Here is a 14,770-nt window from a genome sequence, read left to right on the forward strand (position 1 = left end):
AATGGCGCAGGCTGACGCACCACGACACAGCAAAAGTTGTACCAGTCATTTGTACTGAACCTTCACGCAAGGCTCATACTCGAACGCTTCAGAAGCCACTCACGGAGATCACCAATGGCACGCACCACAGCAAAGACTGCTCAAGAAGTTCTGATGGAAGATTTTCAGACGCTGGTCACCGACACCGAAAGGTTGCTGGAACACACCAAATCCCTGGCTGGCGATCAAGCCGATGAATTGCGCCAGCAGATCCATGACAGTCTGCTGCGCGCGCGGGAAACCCTGAGATTGACCGAAGACTCTGTGCGCGAGCGCGGCAAAGCCGCTGTCACCGCCACGGAAGATTACGTCCAGGCCAATCCATGGCAATCGGTCGGAATCGCGGCTGGCGTGGGTTTTCTGATCGGCCTGCTAGCCACTCGGCGCTGATATGGCGATCGGCGAATCCGGCCCGTCCGCGACGGGCACCGGCTCATCACCGCGGCGCCTCGGTGCCGCGTTTCTTGGACTGCTGCACAGTCATGTCGAACTGTTCGGCATTGAATTGCAGGAACAAAAAGCACGCACCGTAAGCCTGTTGCTGTTTGCAGGCTTGACGCTGGTCTTTGCCTTGTTATTGCTGGTGGGCTTGTCGACGCTGGTGTTGATCCTGTTTTGGGACACCTATCGCCTGGCAGCAATCATCGGGCTCTGTGTGTTCTATACCCTCGCAGCGTTGTTCTGTGCGATGCGCTTGAGAGCAGCGATTTTCGATGAATCCTCGCCCTTCCATGGCACCCTGGAAGAGTTGACCAATGATCGGGAGCGTCTGTTGCCATGAGCATGTCTGAACTTCCCCGCAACAGCTCGCGCACGGAAATGCGCAAGGCGCTGATTCGCCTGCGTATGGAAATGCATCGCCAGGAAATTCGCCACGAATCCCAACACCTGCTGCACCCCCTGCAACGGGTGCGTGGCATGACGCAAAACCTGCAAGATGGCCTCGGCATCAAACACGCCCCGCTCTGGGGCATCGCGGCCGTGATCGGGTTGGGCTTTCTGACCGGCAAGGGTGCCAAGGGTGGCGGTATCGGCAGCCTGACTCGGCTGGCTCGCCTGGGCGTCACGCTGGGGCCACTGATCAAGCTGATTATGCAAAGCGCTTCGCGCAAACCTTAATCAGCCCTGTCTGGCTGCATTCTTGCTATACCTGCGGGATTGACCTCTTTAACCAGAGGTTGATCCTGCGTGCCTGCCTGGTGTCCAGGTTTACCCGGAACAAAACCTTACGGCAAGCGACTGCTGCTCATTGATATCAGTGCCGCAGGGTTGTAGTTCTCCTTGCAGGTATCAGCGCGAACCCGGAAGCTAGGGGATCAGTCACCTGACGGAGAAACCAGCCTTGGATTGGCAAACCCTGCTCACCCGCGAACGCCTCGGAAAGCCTGTGCACAGCCCGGAAGAACTCGGCCGCAGCCCTTTCCATAAAGACCACGACCGCATCATTTTCTCGGGCGCGTTTCGTCGTCTCGGACGCAAGACCCAGGTCCATCCGGTCTCCAGCAACGATCACATCCACACGCGCCTGACCCACTCGCTGGAAGTCAGCTGTGTCGGCCGTTCGCTGGGCATGCGTGTCGGTGAAACCATCCGTAGCGCCCTGCCCGACTGGTGCGAACCGAGCGACCTGGGAATGGTGGTGCAATCAGCTTGCCTGGCCCATGACATCGGTAATCCGCCCTTCGGTCATTCCGGTGAAGACGCCATCCGCCACTGGTTCCAGCAGGCCGCAGGTCGTGGCTGGCTGGATGCCATGAGCGAAACCGAACGCAATGACTTCCTCAATTTCGAAGGCAATGCCCAAGGTTTCCGGGTGCTTACCCAGCTTGAATACCACCAGTTCGAAGGGGGAACCCGGCTGACCTACGCCACGCTGGGCACCTACCTGAAATACCCGTGGACTGCTCGACACGCCGACTCACTGGGCTACAAGAAGCACAAGTTCGGCTGCTACCAGAGCGAACTGCCGCTATTGGAACAGATCGCTCATAAACTCGGCCTGCCCCAGCTGGACGAACAGCGCTGGGCGCGCCATCCGCTGGTGTACCTGATGGAGGCCGCCGACGATATCTGCTACGCGCTGATCGATCTGGAAGATGGCCTGGAAATGGAGCTGTTGGAGTATGCCGAAGTCGAATCCCTGCTGCTGGACCTGGTGGGCGACGATCTCCCGGAAACCTATCGCCAGCTCGGTCCACAGGATTCGCGTCGACGTAAGCTGGCGATTTTGCGGGGCAAAGCCATCGAACACCTGACCAACGCAGCAGCCCGAGCGTTCGTTGAGCAACAGGATGCGCTGCTGGCCGGCACGCTGCCTGGCGATCTGGTGGAACACATGCATGGCCCCGCCAAACGCTGCGTCTTGAATGCCAAGGACATGGCGCGCAAAAAAATCTTCCAGGACAAGCGCAAGACACTCCACGAAATAGGCGCCTACACCACCCTGGAAATCCTGCTCAACGCCTTTTGCGGCGCGGCACTGGAACAGCACAACGGCCGTACGCCCTCCTTCAAGAACCGCCGCATACTCGACCTGTTGGGCAACAATGCGCCCGATCCTCATGGCCCTTTACACACCTCCTTCTTGCGCATGATTGATTTCATCGCCGGTATGACCGACAGCTATGCCGGTGAAATGGCGCTGGAAATGACCGGTCGTTCAAGCCACCGATAAAAATGTATCGATCAGCCGTGCCAGAGAACGCTGAACGGCTGATCGAACTCCTCGACATTCATCTGTATTTCAACGTCGACAGAATCGCCCTACACCCTGTGCAGAGCTGACTGATCGATTGTTCGACCGTCTCGCGCAATAATCACATTCCCCGGCTCGACAGATGACGCATGAAAACTCCTATGTTCAAACATGATTGGCGCATCTTGCTGGTGGAAGATCATCCCTTTCAGCTACGAGCGACTCAATACCTGCTGGAGAGTTATGGCTTCACCCAACTGACCGCTACTGACAGTGCCGAAAGCGCTTTGCAACATATGCTCAACGCTGCGCAACCATTCGATATTCTTCTGTGCGATCAATGCCTGCCCGACCTTCCAGGCATTGATTTGATCGAATACGCCAGTCGCCGGGGGATGATCAGACAGGCAATACTTCTGAGCAGCCTGACATCCGACGAACTGGACAAACTTAAAGTAATGGCTTACGAACATCGACTACCCTTGCTCGGTTACTTGATCAAGCCATTGAAACAATCAGACTTCAGAAACTTATTGACCTTGGCTTTACTATAAAAACGCAAAAACCCAAACACACTAAAACAATGATCAACGCATAGATTCAAACCTCTAACTCAACGCTTTCAACCTCTTGATTACTCCTACCGAACATTCGCCTTTCCTCATGCAAAACCTAGTTGATACGTAGTCCTATTCTTCTTCAGTTGTAGGACTTTTCCTATATTGCTGCTACAGCCCCCTCAGTTCATGCGGCCCCTCAACTATCTGAGCTAAGGTGCGCGCTTTATTTGTGCACGTATGGGATTTGATTATGAACTCCGTTTTTATTGTCGACGATCACCCTGTCATCCGTCTTGCCGTTCGAATGCTGCTGGAACATGAAGGTTACAAAGTCGTCGGCGAAACTGACAATGGGGTCGATGCAATGCAGATGGTTCGCGAATGCATGCCTGACCTGATCATTCTCGACATCAGCATTCCCAAACTGGATGGTCTGGAAGTTCTTGCCCGTTTCAACGCCATGAGCACCCCTCTCAAAACTCTTGTATTAACTGCACAGTGTCCGACACTTTTCGGTATTCGCTGCATGCAGTCCGGCGCATCGGGCTATGTATGCAAACAGGAAGACCTCAGTGAACTGATGAGTGCGATCAAAGCGGTCTTATCAGGTTACAACTACTTCCCCAGTCAAGCCTTGAACCCTGTTCGTCGCGACGACGCGCGCTGGGCCGACCTGGAATTATTTAAATCCGTTAATGATCGAGAACTGATGGTATTACAGCTTTTCGCCCAGGGTCGTACCAACAAGGAAATTGCCAAGGGGATGTTTCTCAGCAACAAGACGGTCAGCACTTATAAAAAACGACTCATGCAAAAACTCAAGGCCAAATCCCTGGTTGAACTCATCGATATGGCAAAACGTAATGCGTTAGTGTGAGAAACAGGATGCCCAGCCGCTTTAAAGATTATCTAATACTCATGGCCGCGGGTTTGTGCCTGAGCACCTCGGTACCCGCAGCTCAGACAGTCAGCGAGCACTACACCCTGCTCAGTCGCTCGACGGTCGGGCACATGGAAGTCCCACTGGATACCTCACAACGACAATGGGTTAAAGACAAACGTGAATTGATCCTGGGTACATCGGCCCCGGATTATCCTCCCTTCGACCTGACCCTCAGCGGCCACGATTATGAAGGTTTCACCGCTGATTACGCAGGCATCCTCGGCAAGGCCATAGGGTTGCCGGTCAAGGTTCAGCGCTTCGCCTCCCGAGGGGCCGCGATCGAGGCGCTGGAAAAAGGCCAGATCGACATGCTCGGCACCGCCAATGGGTTCGAGGCCAACAATGCCGACATTGCCCTTTCCACACCTTATGCGGTGGATCAACCGGTACTGGTGACACGAGAAGGAGAAACCAGATCGCTGACCGATGGACTTGCCGGCATGCGACTCAGCATGGTGTATCACTATCTGCCTCTGGATGAGGTCAGGGCGCTGTATCCGCAGGCAATCATCACCTCCTACCCGTCCTACCAGAATGCAATCAATGCGGTCGCCTTCGACCAGGCCGACGTTTTTCTCGGCGACACCATTTCAACACACTACATGATCAACAAGGGGTATCTGAACAACATCCGCATGGCCAACTTCGGTAAACACGAAGCCCATGGTTTCAGTTTTGCCGTGCAAAAGGGCAACCCGGATCTGCTCGGGATCATCAACGCGGTACTCAAGACCATCCCCACCAGCGAGCGAGAAAACATTGCCAAACGCTGGAGTGCCGGCAGCGACATTCTTCTCACCGATCAAAAACTGCAACTCAGCCACCGCGAAGAGCGCTGGCTGGCACAACATCCGGTCGTACGCGTCGCGGTCAATGAAGCGTTTGCGCCGCTGACGTTTTTCGACAGCGAGCAACTTTCGGGGTGTCACAGCTGACCTGCTCGAGTTGATCAGATTGCGCACCGGTTTACGTTTCGAGATCCAGCGCAGCCGAAGCGATGACAAGATGATCGAGCAGATCGCCAACCATCAGGCCGACCTGATCGCCGCCCTACTCCCCAGTGCTCAACGTGAAACGACGTTGAACTTCAGCCGCCCCTACCTGGAAAACTCCTTTGTGCTGCTGACGCGCAAAGCGGCCGACAGCCCGACAAACCTCACGCAATTGCAGGACAAACGCCTGGCCATCGCCCAGGGCAATCCTCTGGTGGATTACCTGCGCAGCGAATTTCCACGGATCAACCTGATTGAAACCCCGGACACGTTCAGTGCCGTGGAGTTGCTCGCCGAGGGCCGGGCCGAAGGTGCTGTGAACTCACTGGTGATCGCCAATTACTTCATCTCATCGCGGATCTTCGAACAGACACTTCAGATCAGCACCACCATCGGAACCCGTCAGGCCGCGTTTTCCCTGGCGACAGGGCGCGACGCCAAAGAACTGAATGGCATCCTCGACAAGGCACTGCTGAGCATCGCACCGGAAGAGCTGGGCATCATCAACAACCGCTGGCGTGGCTATTCAGCGGCCTCACAAAGTACCTGGCGCAACTATCACCGCGTGTTCTATCAGATCGTTATCAGTGCCGGTGTGTTACTGCTGATATCCATTGCCTGGAACGCCTATATGAGGCGCCAGATAAAACAGCGGCAGGCGGCCGAGCGTGCATTGAACGATCAACTGGAATTCATGCGATCGCTGGTCAATGGCACGCCTCATCCCATTTACGTACGCGATCGCCAGGGATTGCTGCAAAGCTGCAACGACAGTTATCTGGAAACCTTCTGCGCGAAACGCGAAGACATCATCGGTAAAGGCGTCATACAGGGCGCCCTCGGTAATGCCTTCGAAGCACGGGAATATCAGGCGGACTACCAGCGCGTCATGGCCGAGGGGACGCCGCTGATTCTCGACCGGCCGTTGCACATCGACGACCGCAAGCTGACGATCTATCACTGGATTCTTCCCTATCGAGACTCCAGCGGTGACGTGCAAGGCATCATTGGCGGCTGGATCGACATCAGCGAACGGCGGCAACTGTTCGATGAATTGCGGGCCGCGAAAGAGCAAGCCGATGCTGCCAATCGAGCTAAAAGCACCTTTCTGGCGACCATGAGCCATGAGATCCGCACGCCCATGAATGCAATCATCGGCATGCTCGAGCTGACGCTCAAACGTATCGATCACAGTCATCCGGATCGACCGGCCATCGACGTCGCGTACCACTCGGCGAAAGACCTGCTGGAACTGATCGGGGACATACTCGATATTGCGCGCATCGAATCCGGGCGTTTGAGCCTAAGCCCGGAGCGCGTCAATCTGGCTGAAACCGTAGCCTCGGTGGTGCGGATCTTCGACGGGCTGGCCCGGCAGAAAAATCTCGGATTGCAACTGCAGTTCAGCCCTGCCAAACCGGCGATCGATGTCCTGTTGGACCCAATGCGCTTCAAGCAGGTGCTGTCCAACCTGGTCAGCAATGCGATCAAGTTCACGCAACAGGGCCAAGTCAGGATCCGCGTAGAGTTGCAGCCGACCGACGAGTCCGACCGGGTCAACCTGCAATTGCTGGTTGAAGACAGTGGCGCAGGGATCAGCGAGCAGGATCAACAGCGGCTGTTCGAGCCTTTCGTTCAGGCCGATAACTCCGGCCAGTTAGCCCGAGGCGGTGCGGGACTGGGCTTGGTGATCAGCCGCAATCTGTGCGAAATGATGGGCGGCAATCTGCAATTGAACAGTCAGCCGGGAGTCGGCACACAAGTCCGGATTTCGCTGAACCTGGCGACCTTGCCGACGGAACGGCGGCCGGAGCCTGCCGAGCCGCAAATCCACCCGAGTACTACCCCCTTGAACGTTCTGGTGGTCGATGATCATCCGGCCAATCGCTTGCTCATGTGCCAGCAACTAGAGTTTCTGGGGCATCGATTCACTGTCGCAGCAGATGGCGAGACGGGCTTCGAGGCATGGAAGAATCAGCCATTCGATTTGGTGATTGCTGATTGCAACATGCCGATCATGAATGGATATGAGCTGGTCCGTGCCATTCGCCAACATGAACAGCACCTGCAGCGTCCTTCTTGTATCGTGCTGGGTTTCACCGCCAATGCGCAGCCGGAGGAAAGACAACGCTGCAAACTGGCCGGCATGAACGATTGCCTGTTCAAACCCCTCAGCCTGACGGCCTTGAGCCAATGGGTCGAAGGCATCACGCCGGCCCGCGAGCCGGCCTTCAGTCTGGAAGGATTGTACCTGTTGACCGGTGGCAACCCGACACTGAACCAGCGATTGTTGACCGAACTGCTGAACAGCAACCGCCTGGACCGCAAAGCGTTGCTGGCGTTATCCGCGTCAAAGGACCGGCAGTCACTCCTCGACATTGCTCACAAAATCAAGGGCGCGGCCCGAATCGTCCAGGCCTCCCGACTGATCGACAGCTGCGAGGCGCTCGAACAGGCCTGCAATAACAGATTCCACCACGATGAAGTGGCCGATTGCAGCAAGTCCATGGAGCGCGCCATGCTCGAACTGGAGCAATCATTGCAACAACAGATGGCACGCCATGACAAAAGCAGAATGAAGGAGCATTAACTATGCTTGGGGGCTGGTTCGGGCTGTTCATCAACGACGAAGTCTATTTGCAGTACACCAACCGTTTTCTCGACCCTCGACAAATTGATGCGGTCGACTCGTCAGCCTGCTGAACAGGGCCGGCTTGATAGCTTGATCAGCAGTCGGTCAGACGCAGGAAAATCGCCGCCAGTTGCTCGATACCGGCTTGATCTTGCGCGGTAAAACGCGCGAGTTTCGGGCTGTCGAGGTCCAGCACACCGATCAGTCGACCGTCCTTGACCAGCGGCACCACCAGCTCGCTGTTCGAGGCACTGTCGCACGCAATGTGCCCGGGGAACGCATGTACGTCTTCGACCCGCTGGGTCTGCAAGGTGGCCGCCGCCGCCCCGCACACACCGCGACCGAATGGAATCCGGACACAGGCGATCTGCCCCTGAAACGGGCCAAGCACCAGTTCCTCGTTGCGATTCAGGTAGAAACCGGCCCAGTTCAGGTCATCGAGCTGGTTGAACAGAAAGGCCGAAAATTGTGCGGCATTAGCGATAAAATCACGCTCGTCTGCCAGCAGTGATTCCAGCTGTGCCCATAGCATGCCGTAGCCCTCCAGGCCCTGGCCGCTCTTTTGTAAATCGATCATGCCTTGTGCTCCAGCAGCTTCAGCCCGACCCAATAGCGGGCAAATTGATACGCGCAACGTCCGTTGCGATTGCCCCGCCCCGTGGCCCAGCGCACTGCGAGTATGTCCAGCGCTTCGTCACGCTGCCACTCGAGGCCGGCCTTGTCGGCCAATTGGCCGATCCAGTGTTCGACGACGTTGAGGAAATGCTCCTGAGTAAACGGATAGAACGACAGCCACAGGCCAAAACGGTCCGACAGCGCGATCTTGTCTTCCACCGCCTCACTGGGATGGAGTTCGCCATCGACCCTTTTCCAGTTTTCGTTATCGCTTTCCTTTTCCGGCACCAGATGGCGACGGTTGGAAGTGGCGTACAGCAGAACGTTGTCTGGCGCCTGTTCGAGCGAACCATCGAGCACGCTCTTGAGCACGCGGTAATCACCCTCGCCCGACTCGAACGACAGGTCATCGCAGAACAGCACAAAGCGCTGAGGCAACTTGGCGATCTGCTCGACCACGCGCGGCAAGTCCGCCAGGTGGTCGCGTTCGATCTCGATCAGCCGCAGGCCGCTCGTGGCGTGTTCCGACAGCAAGGCGCGCACCAGCGACGATTTACCGGTGCCACGCGAGCCCCAGAGCAAAGCATGGTTGGCCGGCATACCGTCGAGAAACTGTCGGGTGTTGCGACCCAGTTGCTCCAGTTGCCGGTCAACGCCGATCAAGTCGGACAAACGCGTGTCCAGGCTGACTTGCAGCGGCAACAGAAAACCGCTGCGCCCCTCGCGCTGCCAGCGTGCGGCCAGGCAGTGCGTCCAGTCGATGGCTTGCCGAGGCGCGGGAAGCAGCGGCTCGATACGGGCCAGAACGGCATCGGCGCGTTCAAGAAAAGCATTCAATCGGGAATCCACGTCTTCTCCTCGAGCACATTCACGGTAATGATGGCGATACAGCGACGAAACACAGCGTCTACACCCCTTACAGGTGTTTTGCGAGAACATCGGAATCCATTGATGATCGACTATGCTTGAGCAGCGAAGGGAAACGGAAGTGGTTCAACATCCCATGGATATCAAGTTCAGCCACCGGCTGTCGTACAAACAAGCCAGGATTACGGTGCTGGCCGGTTTCATTCTGGGCACGCTGCTCAGCCTGCTGCAAATAGGCATCGATTATGCCAGCGAAGATGCCTCCATCAACCGCGAAATACTGTCCTTGCTGGAAATCAGCCATAACCCCGCATCCCGCATCGCCTATAACATCGATGCCGAACTCGCTCAGGAACTGGCCCTGGGTCTGTTGCGCTCCCCGGCAATCATCGGCGCGCAATTGACCGACAACAACAATACCGTGCTGGCCAGCGTCAAACGCCCAGGTCTGGAAAACAATGACCGGATGATCAGCGACTTCCTGTTCGGCGCCAACCGGCAATTCGAAGATCGCCTTTATCTCGATCACTTGCCGGACGAATCCCTCGGGACCTTGCGCCTGGAAGTCGACACCTACACCTTCGGCAGTCGTTTCCTGCGCCGGGCCGAAGTGACCCTGCTCAACGGCTTCGCGCGCAGCCTGATTCTCACGGGCATTCTCCTGGCGCTGTTTTACGTGATGCTGACCAAACCGCTGGTGCGGGTTATCCGCGAACTCAGTGGTCGTGATCCGCGCAGCGCGGAGCCGACGTGGCTGGAGTGTCCGACGGGGCATGAAAACGATGAAATCGGGGTCTTGGTCGAGGTCGCCAATCAGCAGTTCGAAAACATCGCCACCGAAATCCAGCAACGGCGCAACGCCGAAAATCGCCTGACCGATTACCTCTCGCAACTGGAAAACATCGTCTCGGCCCGCACCGCGGAACTCAAGGCGATCAACACTCGGCTCAGCCAATCCAACGAGGAGCTGGAAGTAGCCCGCAGCACTGCCCTGGACATGGCCGAAGCGCGCTCGGTATTCCTGGCCAACATGAGCCATGAAATCCGCACGCCTCTCAACGGCCTGCTGGGGATGATCGCGCTCTCGCTGGACGGCCCGCTCAATGCCGAGCAGCAGCAACAACTGTCCATCGCCCATGACTCGGGCAAAGTGCTGGTGGAACTGCTCAACGATATTCTCGACCTGTCGAAATTCGATGCCGGTCAACTTGAGCTCGAACACATTCCATTCGACCTTGGTTCGCTGATCGAAGACACCGCCAACCTGCTGTCTCAGAACGCCGCGCCGAGTGTCGAGTTGACGTGCCTGATTGACCCGCAATTTCCCGCACTGGTGCTCGGTGATCCGACCCGGGTCCGGCAGATCGTCAGCAACCTGTTGTCCAACGCCCTCAAGTTCACCCGTTTCGGGCGGGTCGATGTGCGTCTTTCAACGTTCGAAGACGGTGTGCGAATCGAAGTCTGCGACACTGGCATCGGCATCGCCCAGGATGCGCAGGTCAAAATCTTCCAGCCGTTCACCCAGGCCGGTGCCGGCATTACCCGGCAATTCGGCGGGACCGGACTGGGCCTGGCGCTGACTTATAGCCTCTGCGAAACCATGCAGGGGCGTCTGACGATCAGCTCGGAAGCGGGCTTCGGCAGTCAGTTCTGCGCCGACCTGCCCCTGCCCTGCCATACCCGGGCCATTTCTCCGGCAGCACTGCAAGGCAACATCATCGCGATCACCGCCGCCAGCAGTGGTCTTGCGGAACTGTTGAACAGTCTGTTGCCCGGCTGGGGGCTCGACTATCAGCAGCGATCCATCGATGACCGGTTGATCGGTCTGGAGCCGGATGTACTGATCACCGACTGCCCTGAATGCCTGTTTGGCCTGCGCCCTACCTTCGCCGCGCCGATTCTGCTGGTAACCGCTTACGGCAGTTTCCTGCCCAGCGAGCAAGTCAACGCTCTCGCGCCCTTGCAACAACAGGCGCGGCCTCTGGCGCGCAATGCGCTTTACCAGACATTGCGGCGGATCTTGCAGCCGGAACTCACCACGATCAACGGGGCCCGGATCGAAGCCATCTCATCCCAGCGACGCGGACGCATCCTGCTGGTGGAGGACAACCCCGTCAATCAGTTGGTGGCCAAGGGAATGCTCGGAAAACTCGGTTGCGAGGTGAGCGTCGCGGGCCACGGCGCCGAAGCCCTGGATCAGCTCGAGCTGAGCGAATTCGATCTGGTGCTGATGGACTGCAACATGCCGGTGATGGACGGCTATGAAGCCAGTCGGCAGATTCGTCGCAGCGGGCGCTGGCCACAGTTGCCCATCGTCGCCCTGACCGCCAACGCCATGTCCGAAGAACGCGAACGCTGCCGTGCGGCGGGCATGAGTGACTACCTGGCCAAACCTTTCCGCCGGGAAGAACTGGCCGCCCTGCTCGACCTGTGGATACCCACTACGACAGCGCTTTGATTTGCCCCAACAGGTGATCGAGGCCATCGCGCAGATCATTCAAGCGATCCAGATCGACGCCGCTATCGCACAACAGCCGGGCCTTGAGCGGCCCCACCTGATCGCGCAAAGCCTTGCCGGCAGGCGACAGGCTCAAATGCACCTCTCGCTCATCGCGCGCCGAACGCTGTCGCTGCACCAATTGCAATTGCTCAAGCCGCTTGAGCAGCGGCGTCAGAGTCCCGGAATCCAGCGCCAGGCGCTCACCCAAGGCCTTGACCGTCGGCAGCTGCGGCGCCGCCTCCTGCCATTCCCACAGCACCAGCATCGCCAGGTATTGCGGATAAGTCAGGCCCAACTGATCGAGCATCGGCTTGTAGGCACGGATCACCGCCCGCGATGCGGCGTACAGCTTGAAGCAGAGCTGACTGTCGAGCTTCAGCGAATCAACTGACAACGTGTTCATTTGAGCAGGGCTTCGATCTCGCGGCTCAGGTCCTGCGGTTTAGTCGCCGGAGCAAAGCGCTTGACCAGCTGGCCGTCCTTGCCGATCAGGAACTTGGTGAAGTTCCACTTGATGCCTTGGGAACCCAGCACGCCCGGTGCGCGCTTTTTCAGCTGAACGAACAGTGGATGGGCGTCGGCACCATTCACTTCGATCTTCTTGAACAGCGGGAAACTCACCCCGTAATTCAACTCGCAGAACTCGGAAATCGTCCCCTCGTTGCCCGGCTCTTGCTTGCCGAACTGATTGCAGGGAAAGCCGAGCACCACCAGACCTTGATCCTTGTAGGTCTGCCACAGCTCTTCGAGGCCTTTGTATTGCGGGGTGAAGCCACATTTGCTGGCGGTGTTGACCACCAGCACCGCTTTGCCGGCGAAATCGGCCAGGGTCTTTTGCTCGCCCTTGATGGTGGTGCAAGGGATGCTCAGCAGGTTATCGCTCATGGCACGAACTCCGAGTGGAAGAACAAAGACCAAACATAGCGAGCAATTGAATTGTGTGCAATTTAAAATACTGAACGCCGTTCATCTGTGGAGCGAAGCTTGCTCGCGAAGGCGCCGGGCCAGTCAACATCAGTGTTGAATGCCAAGACGCCTTCGCGAGCAAGCTCGCTCCTACAGGGCTCGCATTATGAGCGCGGCACCAGGTCCAGGCACACCGAGTTGATGCAATAACGCAGTCCTGTGGGCGGCGGGCCGTCCGGGAACACATGCCCAAGATGAGCATCGCATGTGGCACAAACCACTTCGGTGCGGATCATGCCGTGGCTGACATCACGGATCTCGACCATGGCGCTGTCGCCGATCGGCGCATAGAAGCTCGGCCAGCCGCAGCCGGAATCGAATTTGGTCTTTGAGTCGAACAGCGGCGCGTTGCAGCAGATGCAGTGGTAAACACCGTCGACCTTGCTGTCGTTGTACTTACCGGAGAACGGCCGTTCGGTGCCCTTGAGGCGGCAAACGTTGTACTGCTCCGGGTCGAGCATTTCACGCCATTCTTCCAGGGTTTTTTCCAACTTTTCCATCATCACACCTCTGCAGTTGAAAAAGCCCGATCTGTACCTTTTCCACGGATCGGGCGGCACGTATGATTGCGCCTCGTCAAACGCCAGTCTGGCAGCCAGACCACGCGCATTCAAACGGATTCTGAGTGCCGTCGCTCAAGGCGTCAGGCCTGTGTGAATACGCAGGATTCCCAGCACGGTCGTTCATACGCCGCCTGGATCGTTCATTTTCGGGAACACATCGCCATGCAGGTCAGCAAATCGAACAAGCTCGCCAACGTCTGCTACGACATTCGCGGCCCAGTGCTCAAGCACGCCAAACGCCTGGAAGAGGAAGGCCATCGCATCCTCAAGCTGAACATCGGCAACCCGGCCCCCTTTGGTTTCGAAGCGCCGGATGAAATTCTTCAGGACGTGATCCGCAACCTGCCGACCGCCCAGGGCTACAGCGACTCCAAGGGGTTGTTCAGCGCTCGCAAGGCTGTGATGCAGTACTACCAGCAAAAACAGGTGGAAGGTGTCGGCATCGAAGACATCTATCTGGGCAACGGCGTTTCCGAGCTGATCGTGATGTCGATGCAGGCCCTGCTCAATAACGGTGACGAGGTGCTGGTGCCGGCTCCCGACTATCCGCTGTGGACTGCCGCAGTGAGCCTGGCGGGCGGCAACGCGGTGCATTACTTGTGCGATGAACAGGCCAACTGGTGGCCGGATCTGGCCGACATCAAGGCCAAGATCACCCCGAACACCAAGGCTCTGGTGATCATCAACCCGAACAACCCGACCGGCTCGGTGTACTCGAAAGAAGTCCTGCTGGGCATGCTGGAACTGGCCCGTCAGCACAATCTGGTGGTGTTCTCCGACGAGATCTACGACAAGATCCTGTACGACGACGCCGTCCACATCTGCACCGCCTCGCTGGCGCCGGATTTGCTGTGCCTGACCTTCAACGGCCTGTCCAAGTCCTATCGTGTGGCTGGCTTCCGTTCCGGCTGGGTCGCCATTTCCGGTCCGAAACATCACGCCCAGAGCTACATCGAAGGCATCGACATATTGGCCAACATGCGCCTGTGCGCCAACGTGCCGAGCCAGCACGCGATCCAGACCGCGCTGGGCGGCTATCAGAGCATCAACGATCTGGTGCTGCCGCAAGGGCGTCTACTGGAACAGCGCAATCGTACCTGGGAACTGCTGAACGACATTCCTGGCGTAAGCTGCGTCAAGCCGATGGGCGCACTGTACGCGTTCCCGCGGATCGACCCGAAAGTCTGCCCGATCCACAACGACGAGAAATTCGTGCTCGACCTGCTGCTCTCGGAGAAGCTGCTGGTGGTGCAAGGCACGGCCTTCAACTGGCCATGGCCGGATCACTTCCGCGTGGTCACCCTGCCACGGCTCGACGACCTGGATCAGGCGATCGGCCGGATCGGCAACTTCCTCAAGTCCTACCGCCAGTAAGTGGCCTGTCACCGTGCGACGCTG

At 57.7% G+C, this 14,770-nt stretch carries 13 protein-coding genes and 1 pseudogene; 9 read left to right on the forward strand and 5 right to left on the reverse strand.

Features of this window, described 5'->3' with window-relative positions:
- Positions 1-114 precede the first annotated feature (114 nt).
- From IC37_RS15360 to IC37_RS15390, 7 genes and pseudogenes are all read left to right on the forward strand, one after another.
- A complete protein-coding gene (locus tag IC37_RS15360; RefSeq protein ID WP_008009371.1) occupies positions 115-429 on the forward strand; it encodes a YqjD family protein in 315 nt (104 codons plus the stop codon).
- 1 nt (position 430) lies between these two features.
- On the forward strand, positions 431-820 hold the full coding sequence (locus IC37_RS15365; protein WP_030132304.1) for a phage holin family protein: 390 nt from the start codon (positions 431-433) through the stop codon (positions 818-820).
- Entirely contained in the window at positions 817-1,158 is a 342-nt protein-coding gene (locus IC37_RS15370; protein WP_030132305.1) for a hypothetical protein, read from the forward strand. Before IC37_RS15365 ends, IC37_RS15370 begins: the two co-directional genes overlap by 4 nt.
- 223 nt (positions 1,159-1,381) lie before the next feature.
- Positions 1,382-2,713 (forward strand): deoxyguanosinetriphosphate triphosphohydrolase, encoded by a 1,332-nt coding sequence (locus IC37_RS15375; RefSeq protein ID WP_030132306.1) that lies wholly within the window; start codon positions 1,382-1,384, stop codon positions 2,711-2,713.
- A gap of 170 nt (positions 2,714-2,883) precedes the next feature.
- A complete protein-coding gene (locus IC37_RS15380; RefSeq protein WP_030132307.1) occupies positions 2,884-3,288 on the forward strand; it encodes a response regulator in 405 nt (134 codons plus the stop codon).
- 256 nt (positions 3,289-3,544) lie between these two features.
- Positions 3,545-4,171, forward strand: a complete 627-nt coding sequence (locus IC37_RS15385; protein WP_030132308.1) for a response regulator transcription factor — start codon at positions 3,545-3,547, stop codon at positions 4,169-4,171.
- Between the two features lie 8 nt (positions 4,172-4,179).
- Positions 4,180-7,819: pseudogene (locus tag IC37_RS15390) on the forward strand (transporter substrate-binding domain-containing protein).
- Between the two features lie 136 nt (positions 7,820-7,955).
- Here the strand turns inward: IC37_RS15390 and IC37_RS15395 are convergent.
- Positions 7,956-8,438, reverse strand: coding sequence for a GAF domain-containing protein (locus IC37_RS15395; protein ID WP_030132309.1), 483 nt, complete (start codon positions 8,436-8,438; stop codon positions 7,956-7,958).
- Entirely contained in the window at positions 8,435-9,325 is an 891-nt protein-coding gene (locus tag IC37_RS15400) for an ATP-binding protein (RefSeq protein ID WP_030132310.1), read from the reverse strand. The genes IC37_RS15395 and IC37_RS15400 overlap by 4 nt, the downstream gene beginning before the upstream one ends.
- A gap of 154 nt (positions 9,326-9,479) precedes the next feature.
- Between IC37_RS15400 and IC37_RS15405 the strand changes: the two genes are divergently transcribed.
- A complete protein-coding gene (locus IC37_RS15405) occupies positions 9,480-11,801 on the forward strand; it encodes a response regulator (RefSeq protein WP_030132311.1) in 2,322 nt (773 codons plus the stop codon).
- Here the strand turns inward: IC37_RS15405 and IC37_RS15410 are convergent.
- The 3 genes from IC37_RS15410 to msrB all read right to left on the reverse strand — a co-directional run bounded on the left by IC37_RS15410 (position 11,785) and on the right by msrB (position 13,309).
- Positions 11,785-12,246: a MarR family winged helix-turn-helix transcriptional regulator gene (locus tag IC37_RS15410; protein ID WP_030132312.1), complete on the reverse strand. Its 462-nt coding sequence runs from the start codon at positions 12,244-12,246 to the stop codon at positions 11,785-11,787. The genes IC37_RS15405 and IC37_RS15410 overlap by 17 nt on opposite strands.
- Positions 12,243-12,728, reverse strand: a complete 486-nt coding sequence (locus IC37_RS15415) for a glutathione peroxidase (RefSeq protein ID WP_030132313.1) — start codon at positions 12,726-12,728, stop codon at positions 12,243-12,245. Before IC37_RS15415 ends, IC37_RS15410 begins: the two co-directional genes overlap by 4 nt.
- Before the next feature lie 185 nt (positions 12,729-12,913).
- Positions 12,914-13,309, reverse strand: a complete 396-nt coding sequence (msrB, locus tag IC37_RS15420; RefSeq protein ID WP_030132314.1) for a peptide-methionine (R)-S-oxide reductase MsrB — start codon at positions 13,307-13,309, stop codon at positions 12,914-12,916.
- Positions 13,310-13,534: 225 nt separating this feature from the next.
- On the opposite strand from msrB, the gene IC37_RS15425 reads away from it, so the two are divergent.
- Positions 13,535-14,746, forward strand: a complete 1,212-nt coding sequence (locus IC37_RS15425; protein ID WP_030132315.1) for a pyridoxal phosphate-dependent aminotransferase — start codon at positions 13,535-13,537, stop codon at positions 14,744-14,746.
- Positions 14,747-14,770: the final 24 nt, after the last annotated feature.

This window comes from Pseudomonas sp. QTF5, assembly GCF_000512695.2.
In the GTDB taxonomy this organism is placed as follows: Bacteria; Pseudomonadota; Gammaproteobacteria; order Pseudomonadales; family Pseudomonadaceae; genus Aquipseudomonas.